Origin of the sequence: Streptomyces sp. NBC_00414, assembly GCF_036038375.1 — a bacterium.
Classification (GTDB): Bacteria; Actinomycetota; Actinomycetes; order Streptomycetales; family Streptomycetaceae; genus Streptomyces.
This window is the reverse complement of sequence record NZ_CP107935.1, coordinates 2,077,480-2,099,341: the sequence shown is the minus strand read 5'-3', so window position 1 is coordinate 2,099,341 and position 21,862 is coordinate 2,077,480. Positions and strand designations below refer to the sequence as shown.

Annotated in this window: 14 protein-coding genes and 1 pseudogene; 6 read left to right on the top strand and 9 right to left on the bottom strand. The window is 70.5% G+C overall.

Translation table 11 applies throughout. From position 1 onward, the window contains the following. Positions 1-33 precede the first annotated feature (33 nt). A complete protein-coding gene (gene menE, locus OHS59_RS09075) occupies positions 34-1,575 on the top strand; it encodes an o-succinylbenzoate--CoA ligase (protein WP_328492868.1) in 1,542 nt (513 codons plus the stop codon). Beyond that, the gene (locus tag OHS59_RS09070; RefSeq protein WP_328492867.1) at positions 1,572-2,027 is read left to right on the top strand and encodes a MaoC family dehydratase; all 456 of its coding nucleotides are present in this window, start codon (positions 1,572-1,574) and stop codon (positions 2,025-2,027) included. The genes menE and OHS59_RS09070 overlap by 4 nt, the downstream gene beginning before the upstream one ends. Positions 2,028-2,155: 128 nt before the next feature. Here the strand turns inward: OHS59_RS09070 and OHS59_RS09065 are convergent, their stop codons facing one another. The 7 genes and pseudogenes from OHS59_RS09065 to OHS59_RS09035 form a co-directional block, all read right to left on the bottom strand. Then, positions 2,156-2,983 (bottom strand): PaaX family transcriptional regulator, encoded by an 828-nt coding sequence (locus OHS59_RS09065; protein WP_328492866.1) that lies wholly within the window; start codon positions 2,981-2,983, stop codon positions 2,156-2,158. A 264-nt stretch (positions 2,984-3,247) separates the two neighbouring features. Next, positions 3,248-4,605: pseudogene (locus tag OHS59_RS09060) on the bottom strand (histidinol-phosphatase). A gap of 78 nt (positions 4,606-4,683) precedes the next feature. After that, positions 4,684-7,608, bottom strand: coding sequence for a glycoside hydrolase family 2 TIM barrel-domain containing protein (locus OHS59_RS09055; protein ID WP_328492865.1), 2,925 nt, complete (start codon positions 7,606-7,608; stop codon positions 4,684-4,686). Beyond that, complete coding sequence (locus OHS59_RS09050; RefSeq protein ID WP_328492864.1) at positions 7,608-8,507, bottom strand: carbohydrate ABC transporter permease; 900 nt, start codon at positions 8,505-8,507, stop codon at positions 7,608-7,610. The genes OHS59_RS09055 and OHS59_RS09050 overlap by 1 nt, the downstream gene beginning before the upstream one ends. Before the next feature lie 14 nt (positions 8,508-8,521). Beyond that, a complete protein-coding gene (locus tag OHS59_RS09045) occupies positions 8,522-9,484 on the bottom strand; it encodes a carbohydrate ABC transporter permease (RefSeq protein WP_328492863.1) in 963 nt (320 codons plus the stop codon). Then, the gene (locus tag OHS59_RS09040; RefSeq protein WP_328492862.1) at positions 9,484-10,770 is read right to left on the bottom strand and encodes an extracellular solute-binding protein; all 1,287 of its coding nucleotides are present in this window, start codon (positions 10,768-10,770) and stop codon (positions 9,484-9,486) included. The genes OHS59_RS09045 and OHS59_RS09040 overlap by 1 nt, the downstream gene beginning before the upstream one ends. A 37-nt stretch (positions 10,771-10,807) precedes the next feature. Beyond that, complete coding sequence (locus tag OHS59_RS09035) at positions 10,808-11,881, bottom strand: carbohydrate kinase family protein (RefSeq protein WP_328492861.1); 1,074 nt, start codon at positions 11,879-11,881, stop codon at positions 10,808-10,810. 167 nt (positions 11,882-12,048) lie between these two features. On the opposite strand from OHS59_RS09035, the gene OHS59_RS09030 reads away from it, so the two are divergent. From OHS59_RS09030 to OHS59_RS09015, 4 genes are all read left to right on the top strand, one after another. Then, positions 12,049-12,798, top strand: coding sequence for a DeoR/GlpR family DNA-binding transcription regulator (locus tag OHS59_RS09030; protein WP_328492860.1), 750 nt, complete (start codon positions 12,049-12,051; stop codon positions 12,796-12,798). A 94-nt stretch (positions 12,799-12,892) separates the two neighbouring features. Continuing rightward, positions 12,893-14,230, top strand: a complete 1,338-nt coding sequence (locus tag OHS59_RS09025; protein ID WP_328492859.1) for a 6-phospho-beta-glucosidase — start codon at positions 12,893-12,895, stop codon at positions 14,228-14,230. Between the two features lie 32 nt (positions 14,231-14,262). Next, on the top strand, positions 14,263-17,310 hold the full coding sequence (locus OHS59_RS09020; protein WP_328492858.1) for an alpha-mannosidase: 3,048 nt from the start codon (positions 14,263-14,265) through the stop codon (positions 17,308-17,310). Positions 17,311-17,507: 197 nt separating this feature from the next. Then, complete coding sequence (locus OHS59_RS09015) at positions 17,508-18,392, top strand: sulfotransferase family protein (protein WP_328492857.1); 885 nt, start codon at positions 17,508-17,510, stop codon at positions 18,390-18,392. Between the two features lie 61 nt (positions 18,393-18,453). Here OHS59_RS09015 and OHS59_RS09010 read toward each other — a convergent pair whose 3' ends face one another. Together OHS59_RS09010 and OHS59_RS09005 are read right to left on the bottom strand one after the other, a co-directional pair. Further along, positions 18,454-20,136 (bottom strand): carbohydrate binding domain-containing protein, encoded by a 1,683-nt coding sequence (locus OHS59_RS09010; protein ID WP_328492856.1) that lies wholly within the window; start codon positions 20,134-20,136, stop codon positions 18,454-18,456. 64 nt (positions 20,137-20,200) lie between these two features. Next, positions 20,201-21,394, bottom strand: a complete 1,194-nt coding sequence (locus OHS59_RS09005) for an ATP-grasp domain-containing protein (RefSeq protein ID WP_328492855.1) — start codon at positions 21,392-21,394, stop codon at positions 20,201-20,203. Between the last annotated feature and the right edge of the window lie 468 nt (positions 21,395-21,862).

Sequence of the window (21,862 nt, the reverse complement as noted above, 5' to 3'; positions counted from 1 at the left end):
CGTTCGGTCCCACCGATCCGTAAGGGGTATGGCATGCGCAACGAGGGACTGGGGTCGTGGCCCGCCCGCCGGGCCCGCAAGACCCCGCACCGCACCGCCCTGATCCACCACGGCACGACACTCACGTACGGCGGACTGCACGAGCGCACCACCCGCCTCGCGCATGCCCTGCGTGCGCGCGGGGTGCGCCGCGGCGACCGGATCGCCTACCTCGGCCCGAACCACCCCTCCTACCTGGAGACGCTGTTCGCGGCGGGCCTGCTCGGCGCGGTCTTCGTCCCGCTCAACACCCGCCTCGCCGGGCCCGAGATCGCCTACCAGCTCAACGACTCCGGCGCGCGGACCCTCGTCCACAGGGCGGCACCCGAGGGGCTGGTCGCCGCGCTGCGGGACACCTGCGATGTGCCTACGTACGTCGAAGTGGGCGCCGCTTACGAGGAGTTGCTCGCCTCTGCCTCCGGGGAGGCGATCGACGAGCCCGTCTCCGCCGACGACACCTGCGTCATCATGTACACCTCGGGGACGACGGGCCGGCCCAAGGGCGCGATGCTCACCCACGGCAACCTGACGTGGAACGCCGTCAACGTCCTCGTCGACCAGGACCTGATCGCGGACGAACGCGCCCTGGTCTGTGCCCCGTTGTTCCACACGGCCGGGCTCAACATGCTCACCCTGCCGGTCCTCCTCAAGGGCGGTACCTGTGTCCTGGTCGAGGCCTTCGACCCGGCGGACACCCTCGACCTGATCGAACGGCACCGGATCACCTTCATGTTCGGCGTGCCCACCATGTTCGAGCGGGTGGCCCGTCATCCGCGCTGGGCCGACGCCGACCTGTCCTCGCTGCGGATGCTCAGCTGCGGCGGCGCACCCGTGCCGACCCCGCTCATCACCGCCTACCAGCAGCGGGGCCTCACCTTCCTCCAGGGCTACGGCATGACCGAGGCCTCACCCGGCGTCCTCTTCCTGGACGCCGGGCACGCGGTGGCCAAGGCGGGCTCGGCGGGCGTGCCGCACTTCTTCAGCGACGTGCGCGTCGTACGGGCAGGCCTCACCCCGGACGACGTCGCCGACGTCGGTGAGACCGGCGAGATCGTCGTACGGGGGCCGCATGTCATGCCCGGCTACTGGGGGTTGCCCGACGAGACCGCGGCCGTGTTCAGCGACGGCTGGTTCCGCAGCGGGGACGCCGCCCGGATCGACGAGGACGGCTATGTGACCGTCGTCGACCGCATCAAGGACATGATCATCTCGGGCGGCGAGAACATCTACCCCGCCGAGATCGAGGACCGGCTCCTCGCCCACCCCGGCATCGTCGAGTGCGCGGTCATCGGCGTCCCCGACGAGAAGTGGGGCGAGGTGCCGTGCGCGGTCGTCGTCCCGCGCGAGGGCGTCGAGCTCGACCCCGGCGAGGTGCTCGCGTCCCTCGCCGGACACCTCGCCAAGTACAAGATCCCGAAGTCGGTGGTGCTCGCGGACGAACTGCCGCGGACTGCCTCCGGCAAGCTCCTCAAGTCCCGTGTCCGCCGGCGGTACGGGACCGATCCCCGGAACTCCCAGTCAAGGACGGCCACATGAGCATTATCGTGAACGGTGTCGACGAGCTGAGGAAGCTTGCCGGCGGTGACCTCGGAGCGAGCGAGTGGATCGAGGTGACGCAGGAACGCGTCAACACGTTCGCCGACGCGACGGGTGATCATCAGTGGATCCATGTCGATGTGGAGAGGGCCGCGGCGGGGCCGTTCGGGGCGCCCATCGCGCACGGTTGTCTCACCCTCTCCCTCTTCATTCCGCTCTTCACCGAGTTGCTGGACGTCCGGGGTGTGGCCACGAAGGTCAACTACGGACTGAACAAGGTGCGGTTTCCCTCGCCGGTGAAGGTGGGGTCGCGTATTCGGCTCGTCGCGAGGCTCGCGGAGGTCGCGGACGTGCCCGGTGGGGTGCAGGTCGTTGTCGACGGCACGATCGAGATCGACGGGGTGGGCAAGCCCGCGGCGGTGCTGCAGAGTCTGTCCCGCTTCTATGTGTGAGAGCCGTGTCGGCGCGGCTGTTGTCGGGTGCGGGTGCGGGTGCGCTGTGGCTGGGCGCGCCGTTTCCCGCGCCCCTAAGAGATTGCGCCGTTCCCCGCGCCCGTCAAGGCAAAGGGCGCTCTGCGCTCCTAAAGGGTCGCGCGTACCGGGACCAGGTCCAGGAGGTGGTCCGCGGACTGCTGGGCCAGGGGGGTGAGGCCGGCGTACACCGTTCGGAAGGTCTTCTCGGCCTGTTCGGCGGGCCAGTTGTCCGGCAGGTGCTTGACCGGCAGGCGTGGGTCCCGGCGGACGACCTGCAGCCACTCCGTCGACAGGCGCAGCCGCAGCGCGAGGGCCTCGTCGGCCTCGGGCTCCGCCGTCTCCCAGTGCTGCCAGCGGTGGACGAACGCCCCGTAGCGCGTAGCGAGTTCGTCCAGTTCCCAGGTCTCCTCGATCATCGCTCCGATGTCCATGCCGGTGTCCGCGTGGGCGCGGAAGATCTTCACGTGGGCGGACAGGCCGAGTTCGGCGACAAGCCCGGAGACATCGGCCTCGCCGGGCGCGATCCACAGCCCGCCGAACAGCGGACCGAAGCCGCTCCACGTCAACTGCGCCCGCAGATCGTGCCGTTGGCGCTGCCAGGACTCGGGCAGTGAGAAGCCGAGCAGGGTCCAGGTGCCGTCCCAGTGACGGTTGACCGCCCCCTCCTCCCAGATCCGCTGCTCGCCGTCCCGCAGCACGGCCTCGGAACGCTCGGTCAGCCCGAAGTACATACGGCGTCCCTCGCGCTGCCGCCGCAGCAGGTCGCGGCCGACCATGCGAGTCAGGGTGGAGCGGGTCGCGTGCTCGCCGACGCCCGCGCGCCCGAAGACGTCGATGACGCTTCCCGAGTACACGCAGACGTCTCGGCCGAGTACCTGATCGCCCAGGAACGACAGCATGAGGGACTGGGGCCGCAGGGCCTCGTCAGTGGTCACCCACCCCACGGTACGCCCGCCGATCAGCCCACGACCAGGGACTACAACCCACCGGCCCACGTCCCCAGGGGCACGGGCAACAGCACAGCCTCTGCCTTCCAGGGGCGCGGGGAACGGCGCAGTCTTTGGCTTTTTGGGGGCGCGGGGAACGGCGCAATCCTTTGCCTTCAGGGGCGCGGGGAACGGCGCGACCAGCCACAGCGCACCCGCACCCGAAAACGCACCCACCCCACCCCGCCCCGCCCCCCCCGGGGAACGGGCCCGTCACCGACCGCCGACGACCTCCACGAACACCGGGTTCGAATAGAACCACGTATCAACCCAAGGATCACCGTCACCCGGCACATGCGCCACAAGCCCGTGCGGATCCACGGAGGCCCCCAATACCCAGCCCCGTGCCGACGACCGTCACTGCCCCGCAGCCGCACATGGAAGGACTCGTCCCCGGCGACCACCGGAATACGCAGGGTGTACGTACCCCGACGCCCCGACACATCCGCCGTATGGACGACCCTCGTATCGGGCGCCCGCCACCCGTCCCGGTCGGCCGCAGCACCCCGCACCGCCCCGCGGATCACATCGACATGCGCGAGCTCGGGCACGACGCCGTGCGGGTTGGCCCGCGAGGCCGTCGTCACGGCGACCTCAAGGGTGAGCCGATCCCCCGCACGCACCCGCAGCCGCCCGCCCAGCGTGACGCCCCGGCCGTGCTCCTGCTCCCGGTTCCGGTCCTGGCCCCGGTCCCGGTCCCGCTTCAGCCGTACGTCGAGCCCGTCGAGCAGGTGACCGTGGTCGAGCCAGACCCGGCCCGCCCGCAGGCCCGCCATCACCGCGCGGTAGCCGATGGGGGCACCTTCCACACCGTTCAGGTAGTGGGGGAGGGTGACACCGACATGCGTGCGGCCGAACTGGCCGGGCCAGAAGTCACCGCCGGGCTGCGGTTCGCTCGTGTTCACCGGGTCGGGCAGCCAGCCGTGTCGTCGAAGTTCCGCCCGGCCGGCCAGTCCCCGTTCCTCCAGGTGTCGAACACCACCCGGCGCACATCCGAGTTCGTGGTGATCGTGAACAGCTTGCCCTCGGCGAGCAGGGAGTCCCACATGCCGCCGACGGTGGCCGTCATCCAGTCGTCCCGCCGTAGGTGACGTACGCGTCCGCCGGACAGCCCGGCCAGGAGTCCGCCGACGGCTTGTTCTCGTACTCGCCGCGGATCGACGTCGGACCGCCAGCCGGGGATGGCCCCGCCCTGCGCACCGGGCGCGCGCCCTCCATGCCGATCATGATCTCGGGGGCCGCGTCCCGCCAGGCCCGTATCTCGTGCGGGGAGTCGATGCCCACGCGCGAGGGGTGGTTGGCGAGGACCAGTACGTCGTCCACGTAGCCCGAACGGCGTTGCTCGGCCGGCCACTTGACGGCCGCGACCGCGTGCGCCTCGTTGCGCGGGGTGTCCGGGTGGGTCGGTCCGCCCGCCGTGCAGCCGAGCAACCGGCCGCGAGGCCGACACCGAACGCGGTACCGAACAGGCCCGCCCGGCGCAGGAGCCCGCGACGGGAGACGCCCTGCGCGTCGAGCCAGGCGGGGGAGAGGGCAGGGTCGGCCCAGACGGGCAGCTGCTGCTCGGTCATGGTCTGAAGAGTCCCTCTGGGCCCGGTGTGCCGGCGGTTCATGAACGAACGTGACAGTCAGGGCGGGTTCGGCGCGGGTCAGAGAACCCGCAGCGTCCACTCCCACCGGTGGGTGCCTGACTCGACGAGGTACCCGGCCGAGGTGTCGGGCCCGCACGACGCCGTGCCGAGACCCCGGTGCGCCGCGTCGAGGTGCACGACACAGCCCGGCCGGGGGACCAGTTCGTCGTGGTGCGTGGCAACCGCCAGGTCCTCGGCCCGGTACCGGTTGACGGAGACCTGCCCCGGCGCCCCGAGCTCCACGGAGAGGCCCGTGGCGTCCGGCGCCGACAGCGTGAACCGCCGCACCCCGTGCCGCCCGCCGCTCTCCTGGGGCCGCAGGTAGGGAGTGAACAGCTCGTCCACCGGCAGCGAGTGGTGTCCCACGGGCGCGCCCGCGGCGCGGTCCGGGTAGGACTCCCAGGGGCCCTGCCCGTACCAGTCCAGGACGTCGAGTCCGGCAACCGTCTCGAAGACCGTGCCCACCCGGGCCACGTCGTCCAGCCCCGCCGGCAGTTCGGCCGACTCCTCGACCCGGATGCCGCCGGTGACCGGAGTGAAGACCTGCTCGTGCCGGACGGGCCCGGCACCGGTCGCGTACTCGCTGAGCACGACGACCCGGCTGCCCTCCTCGCGTACGTCCACGACCTTGCGTACGAGCGCGTCGAGTCCCCGGTCGTGCCAGCGGGCCGCCATGCCGCCCAGCTCGTCGTTGTCGGTGGGGGCCCGCCACAGCGAGAGCTGCGGCGCGGACGTCAGCAGCGGGTGGACCAGCAGCGCGTCCCCGTCCAGGGCGACGGCCGGGCCCGCGGCGGGCTCCGGCGGCGCGTCGGTGGCCGGGGCGACCAGCCGGACCTGCGGCAGACACACCTCCGTACCCAGCGGCGCCCACTCCTCGTCGTCCGCGGTCGTGACCCGCAGCGTCAGCCAGACCTCACCGGCGGAGGGTTCCGGCGGCGCGAACGGCAGCGGTACCTCCGCCGACCCGCCCGGCAGTGTCTCCGGCAATGAGGCCGACGCCCGGAGCGTCGTCCCGTCCGCGCGCACGAGCAGCCACTCGGCCGCCAGCCACTCCAGTCCCCGGAAGTGCTGCCGGTTGTGGATCCGGAGCACCCCTTCGTCGTACGTCAGCCGGACCGGGCCCGCGATCTCCCGGTGCTCGTACATCACGGGCTTGGGGGTCCGGTCGGGGAACACCACGCCGTCGGCGACGAACGCCCCGTCGTGGATCGCCTCGTCGAAGTCGCCGCCGTACGCCCAGCGGTGGCCGGGCGCGGTGACACCGTTGTCGTACAGGCCCACGCCACCTCGGCCGGCCGGTCGTCCGTCGTTCACACGCTGGAGGATGCCGTGGTCCCAGAACTCCCAGATGAAGCCGCCCTGAAGGCCCGGGGTGGACTCGATGGCGGCCCAGGTGTCGGCGAGCGTGCCGTTGCTGTTGCCCATGGCGTGCGAGTACTCGCACTGGATGAGCGGCTTGGTCTGTCGCCCCGACAGGGCGTGCGCGACACAGTCCTCGATGGGCGCGTACATCGGGCAGGCGATGTCGGAGGCGAGCTTCTCGTCCGCCCAGTCGAGCTTGGCGGCTCCCTCGTACTGGATCGGCCGGGTCGGGTCGTGGCGGCGCACCCAGCCCGCCGCCGCGTCGTGGTTGGCGCCGTAGTCGGACTCGTTGCCGAGCGACCAGACGATGATCGAGGGGTGGTTCTTGTCCCGCAGGACCATGCGGGAGACCCGGTCCACGAACGCGGGCAGATAGCGGGGGTCGTCGGCGATCTCGTGGGCGTGGTCGTGCGACTCGATGTTCGCCTCGTCCACCACGTACAGGCCCAGCTCGTCGGCGAGGTCGTACAGCGTCGGGTCGTTCGGATAGTGGGAGGTGCGGACCGCGTTGAAACCGAACCGCTTGAGGACGACCAGGTCCGCGCGCATGTCCTCCGCCGTGACCGTGCGCCCGGTCAGCGGATGGAAGTCGTGCCGGTTCGCGCCCCGGATCCAGACGCGCTCGCCGTTGACCAGCAGGTCCCGGCCGACGATCTCGACGTCCCGGAAGCCGACCCGGTGGTGCGAGGTGTCGGCGATCGAACCGTCGGCCCGGTGCAGCCGCACGGCCAGGCCGTACAGCTCGGGTGTCTCGGCCGTCCACGGGCGTACGTCCCTGACGACGGTCCGCAGCCGGGCCTCGCCGTAGAAGTCGGACACCCGCATGTCCTCGGCGTTGAGCCGGTCGAACTCGGTGTCCTGGGACAGGAGGTGGCCGTCCAGGGCCGCGGTGACGTACCAGCCCTCCGGGAGCGGTCCCGCCGTGTCGCGCACCTTGCAGTCGACCAGCAGGTGTCCGTCCAGCGGCGCCCGCACGGTCACGTCCGCGAGGTGCAGCGGGTCGGTCGCGTACAGCAGCACCGAGCGGGTGATGCCCGCGTGCCACCACTGGTCCTGGTCCTCGATGTGCGAGGCGTCGGACCACTTGACGACGGTGAACCGTACGGTGGCCGGGTCCCCGGGGCGTACGACGTCGGAGAGGTCGAACTCGGCGGCGAGGTGGGAGTCCTTGGAGACGCCGACCGGGCGGCCGTTCACATGGACGAGGAGCACGCTCTCGGCCGCGCCGACCTGGAGGACGATCCGCCGGCCCGCCCACTCGGCGGGGATGTCCACGGAACGCTCGTAGACCCCTGTCGGGTTCGCGGCGGGGGAGTGGGGCGGGAAGTCGCCGAACGGCATCTGCGCGTTGGTGTACTGGGGCAGGTCGTCGGCGCTCTGCATGGTCCACACGCCCGGCACGTCGGCGAGGGTCCACTCGCCCGACGCGCCGGTCGGCGAGGGCAGCAGCTGGAAGTGCCAGGAGCCGTCGAGGGACAGCGCGCCGGGGCGCCGGTCCACCGCGTTCATCGGCAGCCGCTGCCAGGAGGTCGTCTCCGGTGACTTCCAGGGCCGCAGCGAGAGCAGGTGATCGCGTCCCATCAGCGGATCGCTCCCTTCCCGAGGTCGGCGATGATCTGCTTGGCGCCGATCGCGAAGACGATCAGCAACGGGATGAGGGCAAGGACCGCGCCCGTCATGACCATTCCGTAGTCCGTGGTGCCGTGGACTCCGTTGAGCTGGGACAGGGCGACCTGGAGGGTCACGTTGTCCGGGTTGGTGAGGGCGATCAACGGCCAGGCGTAGTCGTTCCACTGGCCCATGAACGTGAAGATGCCGAGGAAGGCGAGCCCGGGCCGGACCACGGGCAGCGCCACGTGCCAGTACTGGCGCAGGAAGCTCGCCCCGTCGATCTTGGAGGCGTCCAGCAGCTCGTCGTGGATCGCGCTCTTCATGTACTGCCGCATCCAGAAGATGCCGAACGCGTTGGCGGCGGCCGGCACGATCAGCGAGGTCATCGAGCCGATCCAGCCCAGCTTCGCCATGATCACGAACTGTGGGATGGCCGCGAGCTGCGCCGGCACCATGAAGATCGCCATCATCATCGCGAACAGCACCCGGCGGCCGGGGAACTTGAACTTCGCGAAGACGAAGGCGGCCAGCGAGTCGAAGAACAGGACGAGGAACGTCACGGAGACGGCGACGAGCAGCGAGTTGAACATCGACCCGAAGAAATCGATGCTGTCGAACAGCTTGCTGAGGTTGTCGCCGAAGTGCGAGCCGGGCAGCAGCTTCGGCGGGTAGGAGAAGATCTCCGTCGACGTGTGCGTCGACATGATCACGGCCCAGTAGAACGGGAACGCGGAGAGCAGCACCCCGACGATCAGGGAGACGTGCAGCGCGATGCCCCTGCGCTGGGTGCCCCGGATACGCGTGCCCTCGGCGGGCTCGGTACGCGGCGGCTCGGTGGGGGCGGGCTCGGTCTGTGTGGTGACAGCCATGGTGACGGGCCTCCCTAGTCTTCGCCCCGGCGCTGCACCAGGCGCCAGTTGATGATCGAGAAGATGACGACGACGAGGAAGATGCCCCAGGCCACGGCGGCGCCGTAGCCGAAGTCGTTGTTGTCGAAGGTCTGCTGGAAGAAGTAGAGGACCATCGTCCGGCCGGCGTGGTCGGGACCGCCCGAGAACGTCGACTCGTTGGCCGTGGACTGCAGCAGCACCTGCGGTTCGGAGAAGCTCTGCAGGCCGGTGACGGTCGAGATGACCAGCACGAACAGCAGCACGGGCCGCATCAGCGGCAGCGTGATCCGGAAGAAGGTCTGCACGGGCCCGGCGCCGTCCATGCGCGCCGCCTCGTACAGCTCGCCCGGGATCGTCTGGAGTCCGGCGAGGAAGATGATCGCGTTGTAGCCGGTCCACTGCCAGGTCATCAGGGTGGCGATGGCGACCTTGATGCCCCACGGGGTGTTCAGCCAGGCGATCTGGTCGAGGCCGACGGCCTGCAACAGGGCGTTCACCAGGCCGAAGTTGGTGGAGAAGACCGAGCCGAAGATGATCGCGACGGCGACGACCGAGGTGACGTTGGGCAGGAAGTACGCGAAGCGGTAGACGTTCTTGAAGCGGACCGCCGAGTTGAGCATCACGGCCGTGATCATCGCCAGGAAGATCATGGGGAAGGTGGCGAGCGCCCAGATGATCAGCGTGTTGCCGATCGAGCTCCAGAAGTCGGTGTCGCTCAGCAGATAGCGGTACTGCGACAGGCCCGCGTACTCCATCGAGCCGAGGCCGTCCCACCGGTGGAACGACAGGTAGAGCGAGAAGCCGACCGGGATCAGACCGAAGGCGAGGAAGAGGAGGTAGAAGGGCGAGATGGCGGCGTACAGCCGCCAGTAGCTCAGGATGCCCTTCTTGGGGTTGAGGGAGGGCGGTTCGGCGACGGGCGCCGGGGGCTTCTCGACCAGGGGGGTGGTGGCCATCAGTAGCTCACCCCCAGGTGGTCGGCGATGCGCCGGCACTTGCTCATGGCGTCCTTCCAGGCCTTCTCGGGGTTCTTGCCGAGGACGCCGACGTTCTTGATCTCGTCCCTGATCGGCTGCCCGAGCGCGATGTCGTACGGGCTGTTGAAGGCGACCGGGATCTTCTCCGCGGCCGGCCCGTAGACGTCCATCGTGATCTGGTCGCCGAAGAACGGGTCGGCCTCACGGAGCTTCTTCAGCCCGTACGAGGCCGGTGTGGACGGGAAGAGTCCGGCGTCCATGAAGCCCTGGGCCTGGTTGTCCGCGTTGAGCAGCCAGGTGATGATCTCGAAGGCCTTCTCGGGTTCCCGGCACGCCTTGGTGATCGCCAGGAACGAACCGCCGACGTTCGAGGGGCCGCCGGGACAGTTCGCGACCCGCCATCTGCCCTTGGTCTTCGGGTACTGGAGCTTGAGGTCGCCCGCGGCCCACGAGGCGTTGAGCTGGCTGGGCAACTGGCCCCGCTCGGTGGCCGAGATCGAGTCGGGTGTGCCCGTCACCAGGCTCGACACCAGCCCGCGCCGCTTGGCCTCCACGGCACGGTCCCAGCAGACGCGCACATGTTCCTGGTCGCCGATGAAGTGCTTGTCCTTGTCGACGAACCGCTCGGTGCCCTGCCCGATCGACATCTCGAAGACGCTGCCGACGTCGGTCAGGATGAACGCCCCGCGCACCCGCTTCTTGAGCCGCTCACCCGCCGCGAAGAACTGGTCCCAGGTGCCCATCTCCCTGGACACGTCGTCCGGTTCGTACGCCAGCCCGGCCTTCTTGTAGACGGCCGGCTGGTAGTACTGCACGACGGGGCCCACGTCGATGGGGAAGCCGACGAGGCTGCCGTCGGGGGCCACACCCTGCTGCCACTTCCAGTCCAGGTACTGGTCCTTGAGCTTCTCCGCGCCGAGCGTGCGCAGGTCCACGAACTGGTCGGCGTTCGGCAGGTACGAGGCCATGTCCTCGCCCTTGAGCCCCGCGATGTCGGGGACATGGGCCTGGCCGGTCATCGTGGTGATGAGCTTGGAGCGGTAGTAGCCGCCGATCTGGATCGCGTCCAGGTCCACGGCACTGTCGTAACGGGCCTTGGCCTTCTTGACGACGGTGTCGCTCAGGCCGCCGCTCCAGTACCACAGGACCATGTTCCGGCCCGTCGAGCCGGTCGGTACGGCGCAGCCGGACGCCAGGCCGCCGAGCGCGGTCGCGGCCGTACCGGCCAGACCCGCGCGGAGCAGGCCCCTTCGTGAGAGCCGCACAGCTCCCACCGCCTTTCGCATGTGTTCGGTCTTCGCATCAGGGGAGACGTGTCGGAGGAGACGCGTCGGGGGAGATCGGGAATGCCGTGGGGGCGGGTGGGGTCACCGGGGCGTGGGGAACCGGGGGGCCGGGATCGGCGGGCAGACGGTCCGTCAGGAAGCCGTACGCGCGCCGCAGTTCGGGGTTTTCGAGCGAGCGCCACCACCGGTGGACGCCGTACCAGCCGGGCGCGGCCAGCGCCCCGCCGTGCCGCTGTACGGAGAGTCCGGCGGCCAGTACCGCGAAGCGCAGCCGTTCCTCCAGGGGCCAGCCCTCAAGCGAGGCCGCGACGAAACTCGCGCCGAAGACGTCCCCGGCACCCGTCGCGTCCAGGACACCGGTGGCGAGGGCGGGTACGTCGGCGTACTCGCCCGTGCTCTGGTCGACCGCGATCGCGCCGTCCCGGCCGCGCGTGACCACGGCCACCGGCACCAGCTCGGAGAGCCTGGAGAGCGCGTCGGCCGCGGTGTCGGTGCGGGTGTACGCCATCGCCTCGGTGTCGTTCGGGACGAAGGCGTGGCACAGGGCGAGCTGGTCGAGGAGGTCCGAGGACCACCGCTGGGTGGGGTCCCAGCCGACATCCGCGTAGATCTTGGTGCCGTTCGCGGCGGCCTTGGCGATCCACTCGCGGGGTTCGGCCTCGATGTGCACGAGGGCCGTGCGCGCGGCGGGCGGGTCGCCCATCAGCGCGTCCTGCGAGTACGGGGGCTCCTGGCCGTGGGTGACCAGGGCCCGGTCGTGGCCGTACGCGATCGAGACGGTGACGGGGGTGTGCCAGCCGTCCGCCGTACGGGAGAGCGAGAGGTCGACGCGCTCCTGTCCGGCGAGGACCTCACGGCAGTACGCGCCGTAGTAGTCGTCGCCGAACACCGTGGCCAGGGAGGTCTTGAGGCCGTAGCGGGCCGCGGCCACGGCCAGGTTCGCGATGCCGCCCGGGCTCGTGCCCATCCCCTCGGTCCAGATCTCCTCGCCGGGTGTCGGCGGTTTCCCCAGACCGGTCAGGACGAGGTCGTAGAAGAGCAGCCCGGTCAGCAGCACATCGGGCCGCGCGTCGGGCCGTTCGTCACCCACGAGCGCATCCTCTCGTCAAAACTCTTCATTTCCGATGCACGACGGTGCACATGAGTGCACGGGATCGTGTTCGGTGGACAGGATCGTGCGCGTCTCCGGCCGTTTTGGCAAGAGTCGAGCAGAACTGAGCATAGAAATGATTGGCAATGACGAGTACTGTTCGCGGCGTGCTGGCAGAGCGACGACATCAACTCATCCTGCGGGCCCTGCGCTCCGGCGGCCCCGCAGCCGTGACCGACCTCTCGGAGCAGCTCGGGGTGAGCCCCGCCACCGTCCGGCGTGACCTGCTCAAGCTGGAGGAGGAGGGCCTGCTCACCCGCGTGCACGGCGGAGCGGTCGCCGAGGAGGGCGACCAGCCCTTCGCCGAGGTCGCCGAGGTGCGCGTGGCCGAGAAGGACGCCATAGCGGCGTGCGCGGCGGGCCTGGTCGAGGACGGCCAGTCCGTGCTGCTCGACATCGGCACCACCGCGTACCGGCTGGCCCGGCAGCTGCACGGCCGCCGGATCACCGTGATCACCAGCAACCTCGTGGTGTACGAGGAGCTGGTGGACGACGAGGCCATCGAGCTGGTCCTGCTCGGGGGCATGGTCCGCCGCGAGTACCGCTCACTGGTCGGCTTCCTCACCGAGGACAACCTGCGCCAGCTGCATGCGGACTGGCTGTTCCTGGGAACAAGCGGAGTACGGCCGGGCGGCCAGGTGATGGACACGACCGTCGTCGAGGTCCCGGTCAAGCGCGCGATGATCAAGGCGGCCGACCGGGTCGTCCTGCTCGCCGACCGCGCCAAGTTCCCGGGCACGGGGATGGCGAAGGTCTGCGGGCCCGAGGAACTGGACGTCGTGGTGACCAACGGACCGGCGGACGCCGGGACGCGGGCCGCACTGGAAGAGGCGGGTGTGCGCGTGGTGCTCACGTGACCGGCGCGTGCCCGACGGCGGGGCCCGGGGCCTCGATGACACCGACGGCTCCGTCGACCCCCATGACCCCGAGGAACAGCGAAAGGGCAGTTGCGTGAAGCTGACGATTCTGGGCGGCGGCGGATTCCGCGTGCCGCTCGTGTACGGGGCGCTCCTGGGGGACCGCGGCGAGGGCCGCGTCACCGAAGTCGTCCTGCACGACCTGGACCGGGGCCGGCTCTCCGCCGTCGCCCGGGTCCTCGCCGAGCAGGCGGCGGCCCACCCGGACGCACCCGTCGTGACCGCCACCACGGATCTCGACGAAGCGCTGCGCGGCGCCGACTTCATCTTCTCCGCGATCCGAGTCGGCGGCCTCGAAGGCCGCGCCGCCGACGAACGGGTCGCCCTCGACCAGGGCGTCCTCGGCCAGGAGACCGTCGGTGCCGGAGGCATCGCCTACGGCCTGCGCACGGTCCCCGTGGCCGTCGACATCGCCCAGCGGGTGGCCCGCCTCGCGCCGGACGCCTGGCTCATCAACTTCACCAACCCGGCGGGCCTGGTCACCGAGGCCATGTCCCGCCACCTCGGCGACCGCGTCATCGGCATCTGCGACTCGCCGGTCGGCCTCGGCCGCCGTATCGCCCGCGTGCTGGGCGCCAACCCCCGCGAGGCCTGGATCGACTACGTCGGCCTCAACCACCTGGGCTGGGTCCGCGGACTGCATGTCGCCGGCCGCGACGAACTCCCGCGGCTGCTCGCCGACACGGACCTCCTCGGCTCCTTCGAGGAGGGCAAGCTCTTCGGCACCGACTGGCTCCAGTCGCTCGGCGCCATTCCGAACGAGTATCTGCACTACTACTACTTCAACCGCGAGGCGGTCCGCGCCTACAGTCAGGCCGAGAAGACCCGCGGGGCGTTCCTCCGCGACCAGCAGGCGAGCTTCTACGAGGAGATGAGCCGACCGGACAGCGCCGCCCTCACCGCCTGGGACCGTACGCGGGCCGAGCGCGAGGCCACGTACATGTCCGAGAACCGGGAGACGGCCGGCGCGGGCGAGCGCGACGCCGACGACCTCTCCGGCGGCTACGAGAAGGTGGCCCTCGCCCTGATGCGGGCCATCGCCCGCGACGAGCGGACCACACTCATCCTCAACGTCCGCAACCAGGGCACCCTCTCGGCGCTCGACGCGGACGCCGTCATCGAGGTGCCCTGCCTCGTCGACGCCAACGGCGCGCACCCGGTCGCCGTGGCCCCGCTGCCCGACCACGCCACCGGTCTGGTGTGCGCGGTGAAGGCGGTCGAGCGCGAGGTGCTGGCCGCCGCCGGGTCGGGTTCGCGCGCGACGGCCGTGAAGGCCTTCGCCCTGCACCCGCTCGTCGACTCGGTGAACGTCGCCCGGAGGCTGGTGGACGGGTACACCGCGGTCCATCCTGGCCTGGCGTACCTCAAGTAAGCGCTTTCCCCGCTCGTTACCTGGAGACTTTCATGCACGACGAACGCCGGCGAATCGAGGAGCGCGTCCAGCGCCTTCACGACCAGCGCATCAAGGCCGCGATCTACGCCGCTGCCGTGCCCTTCGAGGTCGAGGCCTGGCAGGCCCCGGGGGAGCCCGTCCCCTTCGAGGAGGCCGCGTCCGCCCCGTACGAGCCCTTCGCGATGGACACCCCGTGGGGGCCGCCCTGGGGCACGACCTGGTTCCGGATGCGCGGGCAGGTGCCCGCCGAGTGGGCGGGCAGGCGTGTCGAGGCGGTCATCGACCTCGGGTTCGTCGGCGACTGGCCGGGCAACCAGGCCGAGGCGCTCGTCCATCTCACGGACGGCACCCCGCTGAAGGCGGTCAACCCGCTCAACCAGTACGTGGCGATCGCCAACCCCGCCGTCGGCGGCGAGGAGATCGACTACCTGGTCGAGGCGGCCTCCAACCCGGACATCCTCGCCAATGACTTCAGCGCGCCCACCCCTCTCGGTGACATCCGCACCGCGGGAGACAAGCCCCTCTACACCTTCCGGCGCGCGGACCTCGCCGTCCTCGACGAGGAGGTCTGGCACCTCGACCTCGACATCCAGGTCCTGCGCGAGCTGATGCTGGAGCTGGGCGAGCACGACCCCCGCCGGCACGAGATCACCCACGCCCTGGACCGGGCCCTGGACCTGCTGGACCTCGACGACATCGCCGGTTCCGCCGGCGACGTACGGGCCGCGCTGAAGCCCGCGCTGTCCAGGCCCGCCAACGCCAGCGCGCACATCGTCTCCGGCGTCGGCCACGCGCACATCGACTCCGCCTGGCTCTGGCCGATCCGCGAGACCAAGCGCAAGACGTCCCGCACCTTCTCGAACGTCACCTCGCTCGCCGACGAGTACGACGACTTCATCTTCGCCTGCTCGCAGGCCCAGCAGTACGAGTGGGTGCGCGACAACTACCCGAAGGTCTGGGCCCGCATCCAGGAGTCCGTCAAGAAGGGCCAGTGGGCGCCGGTCGGCGGCATGTGGGTGGAGGCCGACGGCAACCTGCCCGGCGGCGAGGCGGTCGCCCGCCAGCTCATCCACGGCAAGCGGTTCTTCATCGAGCACTTCGGCGTCGAGACCAAGGGCGTGTGGCTGCCGGACTCCTTCGGCTACACCGCGGCCTACCCGCAGCTCGCCAAACTGGCGGGCAACGAGTGGTTCCTCACCCAGAAGATCTCCTGGAACCAGACCAACAAGTTCCCGCACCACACCTTCTGGTGGGAGGGCATCGACGGCACGCGGATCTTCACGCACTTCCCGCCCGTCGACACCTACAACGCCCGCTTCAGCGGCGAGGAGATGGCCCGCGCCACCCGCAACTACCAGGAGAAGGGCGTCGGCACCCGCTCGCTGGCCCCCTTCGGCTGGGGCGACGGCGGCGGCGGACCCACCCGCGAGATCATGGAACGGGCCCGCAGGCTGGCCGACTTGGAAGGCTCGCCGAAGGTCGTCGTCGAGCACCCCGACGACTTCTTCGCCAAGGCCCGCGAGGAGTACCCCGACGCCCCGGTCTGGGTCGGTGAGCTGTACCTGGAGCTGCACAGGGCCACCTACACCTCGCAGGCCCGCACCAAGCAGGGCAACCGCCGCAGCGAACACAAGCTCCGCGAGGCCGAGTTGTGGGCCACGACGGCCGCGCTGCACGCACCCGGCTACGCCTATCCGCGGGAGAAGCTCGACCGGCTCTGGAAGACGGTCCTGCTCCACCAGTTCCACGACATCCTGCCCGGATCGTCGATCGCCTGGGTGCACCGCGAGGCGGAGGCGGAGTACGCGCGCGTCGCCGAGGAGGTCGAGGCACTGACCGCCGAGGCGGTCGCGGCACTCGGCACGGGCGGCGCCCGCGTCTTCAACACCAGCCCGGTCGAACGCCGGGAGGTCGTACGGACCGCCGACGGCGCCCTGGCCCACACGGTCGTCCCCGCGAACGGCAGTGCGCCCCTCGGCACCGGCGAGGCGCCGAGCCCGGTGACGGTCGAGGGCCGCGTCCTCGACAACGGCCTGGTCCGCGTCGAGATCGCCGAGGACGGCACCCTGTCCTCCGTACGCGATCTGCGCGCGGGCGGCCGAGAGGTCCTGGCCGGTCAGGGCAACCTGCTCCGGCTGCACACGGACCTCCCGAACTACTGGGACGCCTGGGACGTCGACAAGCACTACAAGAACCGCTACACGGACCTCCTGGACGCCGAGTCCATGACGGTGGTCGAGGAGGACCCGCTGCTCGGGGCGATCCGCGTCGAGCGCTCCTTCGGCAACGGCTCCCACATCACGCAGACGATCAGCCTGCGCGCCGGCAGTCCCCGGATCGACTTCGAGACGGACATCGACTGGCACGAGGCCGAGAAGTTCCTCAAGGCGGGCTTCCCGGTGGACATCCGGGCCGCGCACTCGTCCGCGGAGATCGCTTTCGGCCATATCCAGCGGCCCACGCACACCAACACCACCTGGGAGTCGGCCCGTTTCGAGGTCTCCGGCCACCGCTGGGTCCACCTCGGCGAACCCGGCTACGGCGTGGCGGTCATCAACGACTCCACGTACGGCCACGACGTCTCCCGCACGGTCCGCGAGGACGGCGGGACGACCACCACCGTCCGGCTCAGCCTGGTCCGCGCCCCGCGCATCCCGGACCCGGACGCCGACCAGGGCAGGCACCGCTTCACCTACGCGCTGCTGCCGGGCGCGAGCATCGAGGACGCGGTCGCCGAGGGCTACGCGCTCAACCTGCCCCTGCGGGTGGCGGACTCGGCGGGCACCCCCGAACCGGTCGTCTCCGTGGAGGGCGGGGGCGTGACCATCGAGGCCGTCAAGATCGCCGACGACACCTCGGGCGATGTCGTCGTACGCGTCTACGAGTCGCGCGGCGGCCGTGCGCAGGGCACCCTGCGCACAAGCTTCCCGCTGGCCGGTGCCCAGCTCACCGACCTGCTGGAGCGCCCGCTGTCGACGGTGGACACGGACGGGAACAGCGTCTCCGTCACGCTGCGGCCCTTCGAGATCCAGACGCTGCGACTGGCCGTGGGGAAGTGACGGACCAGCTCATGCGGAAGCGATGACACCGTTTCCCATGAACAATTAAGGAAGCGGCGAACGGCCTGGTCACGGTAGGTGCGGGGGAGGTCCCCCACCTGCCGTGACCAGCGCTGGTTCCCTGGACGACACCTGCGGTTCGCCCGGCGCCCCTGTGATGAGTGCGATGGGGGGCAGTGCGAGAGAAAGGTGTCACCGTGCGAGACCCGCGCATGTCCGCGATCGGCAAAGGGCTGAGGCGCCGCGGCAGACTGATGGCCCAGGCGGTGAGCCCGCCGCGCCGCGGTCTCGACGCCGTACCCGCGCCCCGCGGCGCCGAGGACTCCCGCGCGGACGGCTTTGTGGCGCCCCGTGCCCCGCGACTGGTGGACTCGCCGGTCTTCGTCCTCTCCTGCGTCCGCTCGGGCTCGACCCTCCTGAGGGTCCTGCTGAACAGCCACAGCGGCATCCGCGCCCCGCACGAGATGCATCTGCGCACCCTGCACGTCCATCTCTCCCGTGACTTCACCGCCGACGCCATGCGGGCCCTTGACCTGGACAAGGAGGAGCTGGAGCACACGCTGTGGGACCGGGTGATGCATCTGGAACTCGCCCGCAGCGGCAAGCGGATCATCGTCGACAAGACCCCGCCCAACACCCTCATCTGGCCGCGCCTGCACCGATGTTGGCCCAACGCCCGCTACATCGTGCTGCTGCGCCATCCCGGCGCCGTGGTCGCCTCCCTCACCGACCGCCGCACCGATCCGGATCATGAACAGATCCGCGCCGAGGTGCTCGACTACGGCGTGCGGCTCGACGAGGCCCGCCGCGCTCTCGACGCCCACGTGATGACGTACGAGGACCTCACCGCTGATCCGGAGCGGAGCACGCGCGGACTGTGCGAGTACCTCGGGGTGCCCTGGGAGAGCGGGATGCTCGACTACGGGACGAAGGACCACGGCACCTTCCGTCCCCAGCTCGGCGACTGGAGCCCCACCATCAGGTCGGGCCGCATCCAGCCGGCCCGCACGGCCGACCCGAAGGCCCAACTACCGCCGCAGCTGGCCGAGTTGGCAAGGGCGTGGGGGTACCCGGTCGACTGACCGGGCACCCCCTGTCCCGTGCGCTGTTCCGTGCCCCGCTCCGTGCCCTGTTTCGTACCGGTCAGCCGGTGAAGCCGGCCGTGATCGAGGTGAACTGCCAGTCGCTCTGGCTGATCCCGGAGCAGTTGCTGACCACGCCGCCGCCGGGGCACGGCCGGTCGCGGTTGACCGACCAGAAGGCGAGACGCGCGATGTGACGCGAGTTCGCCCAGTCGCGGATCTGCGTCCAGGTCGCCGGCGAGGTCAGCTCCTGCTGGTCACTGAGACCGTTCATGCCGGAGATCCCGATGTGCGCGTACGCGGTGGCGTCGTCCCAGCCGAAGACCGACTTGAGCTTGGTCTTCAGGCCCTCGGTGGCGTTCACCGTGTTGCCGTACATGTCGGCGCCGCCCCCGAAGTCGAACGGCATGATCGTGAAGACGTCGATGTCGGCGTTGAGCGCCCGGGCCCGCTCGATCAGCCGGTTGCCCCAGTAGTTCGGGCCGGTCGTCGAGGTGCCGAAGGTGATGACCGTCCGTAGCCCCGGGTTGTTCTGCTTGACGATCTTCAGGGCGTTGAGGATGCGGTCCTGCACGACCTCGTTCTCGAATTCGTCCGAGTTCTCGATGTCGACGTCGACGGCCTTCAGCCCGTACGCGTCGATCACCTTCTGGTACGCGCCCGCGAGCGCCTCCGGTGTCGAGCAGTTCGGCCCGAGCTTGTTGCCGCTCCAGCCGCCGATGGACGGGACGATGTCGCCGCCCGCGGAACGGATGGAGCTGATGACGGACTGGTCGTTGCCGCCGGTCAGCGGACGTGTCCCGTCCCAGGCCGGGTTGCAGCCGCCCGAGGAGAGGATGAACGCCATCGTGAACCACTTGACGCCCGTCGAGCCCATCACCGAGGGGGCGCTCGGCGGGTCGCCCCAGCCGAGGTAGAGATAGGGCGCGGCCTGCTTGAAGCCGGTACCCCCGCCACCCGCGTCGGTCGTCACCGCAACGGAGTTGGAGGCCGCCGAGCGGTTCCCCGCGGCGTCCCGCGCCCGCACCGTGAACGTGTACGCGGTGCTCGGCGAGAGCCCGCTGACCGTGGCACTCGTCCCGGAGACGCTGAGCACCTGGTTCGAGCCGCTGTAGATGTCGTACGCGGTGACGCCGACGTTGTCGCTCGACGCGTTCCACGCCAGCGACACGCTCGACGAGGTCTTCCCGGTGGAGCGCAGGCTCGCCGGAGCGGTCGGGGCCTGGGTGTCCGAGCCGCCACCGCCCGGCCCGTCCAGGCTGATGTCGTCGGCCTGATAGGTGCCCTGCGCGTACCAGCCGTGCGTGTAGACCGTCGCGCTCGTCTGGGAGGCGCCGGTCGTGAACGACACGGTCAACTGGCTGTACGTGGTGGGGGACTGGGTCCAGGTCGAGGCGCCGCCGTCCACCCCGAGGTAGACGTAGCTGCCGCGCACCCAGCCCGTCAGGCGGTACGCGGTGTTCGGCTGGACCGACACGGTCTGGCCGCACTTGGCGATGTCACTCGAACTCGCCGCGCCCGCAAGGGCTTTCGTGCCGCCGTGCACGGGGCTCGACACGATGGAGCCGAGGTTGCCCGTGCAGGACCAGGGGGAGAGGCCGCCCGACTCGAAGCCGGGGTTGGCCAGCACATTGGCCGCCTGGGCGGTGCCGGGAAGGGCGACCGCCCCGGCGAAGGCCAGGGCGGCCGAACCCAGCAGGGCGAGGAAGCGGTGTCGGGAACGTCCTGAACGTCTGAGGCGCACGTGATCTCCCTGAACGTATGGGGGGTACGGGAGGTGGCACGTGCACCAAGTTGGTATGGACCAATCAGACTGTCAAGGGCCTGTCCGAAGTCTGTGAACCCTGGGCCGTATGGGTTCCCTGGGCCGAATGGGCCGAGTGGGTGGTCTGGGCTTCGGCGACGGCGTCCGGCGCGGTGACGGAGGCGTCCGGCGCCGACACGTGCGCGGGGAGGTCCGCGAGCTGCTCGGGCGCCGACACGGGACGGACCGCGCGCGGACCGGAGACCACCGCGTAGTCCGAGCCGAGGAACGGCGGCACGAGATCGCCGGGCTCCTCGCCCAGCGCGAGGCGCACGGCCGCCCACGGCGCGTTGATCCCGCACTGCGAGAGCTGGTGCAGTCCACCGGCCGGGCGCGTGTTGACGTCCATGAGGACCGGCTCGTCACCGAACATCCGGAACTGGATGTTCGTCAGGTAGTGCAGCCCGAAGCCCTCCGCGAGGACCCGCGCCGGCTCGATGAACGACGGGTCGAGCGTGAAACCGCGCCGCCGCCCGTTCTTCGTGCGGCCCACGGCCATCCGGACCCGTCCGTCCGGACCCGTGAGGCAGTCCACGGACACCTCCGGCTCGCCCAGCAGGGGCATGACCAGCCAGTCCACGGGCTCGTCGGCCTGCCGCAGCGCCTGGACGACCAGGTCGAGCGGCATGTACGGGCTGGGGAAGCCGCTCAGGTGCATCAGCGAGAAGGGGGTGCGCGTGATGATGCGGAAGCCGACACCACCGGCTCCGGAGGCGGGCTTGAAGCACGCCTTGTGACCGGCCGCCTCCAGTTTGTCGACCGCCGCGATCAGCTCGTCCGCGGTGCGCACCCGCGACCACGGGGGCACCGGCACGCCGAGCTTCTCGACGGCCTCGTACGCGACGACCTTGTCCTGGAAGGTGTGCACGGCCTCGGCGGGCGGTGCGAGCAGCGCCGTGCCGACCGCGGCGAAGTCCTCGCGGTGCTCGGCCAGCGCCGTCTGGTGCAGGACCGGCACGAACACGTCGATCGAGTACCGGGCGCACTGGTCGAGCGCGTACTCGACGTAGGCGGCCGGGGACAGCCCCTGCGGCTCCATCGCGGCGAAGTCGGCGGCGGCCAGGATCGGGGAGTCGGGGTCACCGTGGGTGGCGTGGATCTCGACCGCACGGCCACACGGATTTCGCCGCAGCTGATCCATGAAGAACACGTTCTCCGCGTACGTGCGGTTGAGCCAGACGCGTACGCGAGAGACCATGCAGGCCGCCTTTCAAGGTTCGCGGGCACGGCGAAGCAGGCCGTGCTCGGCAACAAGGTGAGTGGGTACACAAAACCGCCGTTCGAAAACGGGAGTTCGTGGCGGTTGTGTATGGCCGATCATAGGGGTTCTTGAGCAGTGCTGCTGCTACGGGCGTGTTACGGAATCGCCCGCGGGGGCTGCGGGACGGGGTCGCGCACGCTCCCGTGGCAGGTCAGAGGCCCTGCACCCCCACGCTGCCGGGCGGTCGGCACACGGCCCGCCCGGACCGGCTCCGGTGCTCCGGGTCACCGCCGACCGGCCGGCGGACCGGGACGTCGGCGAGCCGGCACGTCATAGGCCGGACGGGGGACGGGGGACGGGGCGACGGAGCGGTTCGGCGGTGTGCGCCGGGTGGGCGCGGGCCCGTACCCGGCCGTCGGGCGGATCACGGGCATCGCTCGGGCCTGCCGCGGCATGCGTCGGAGC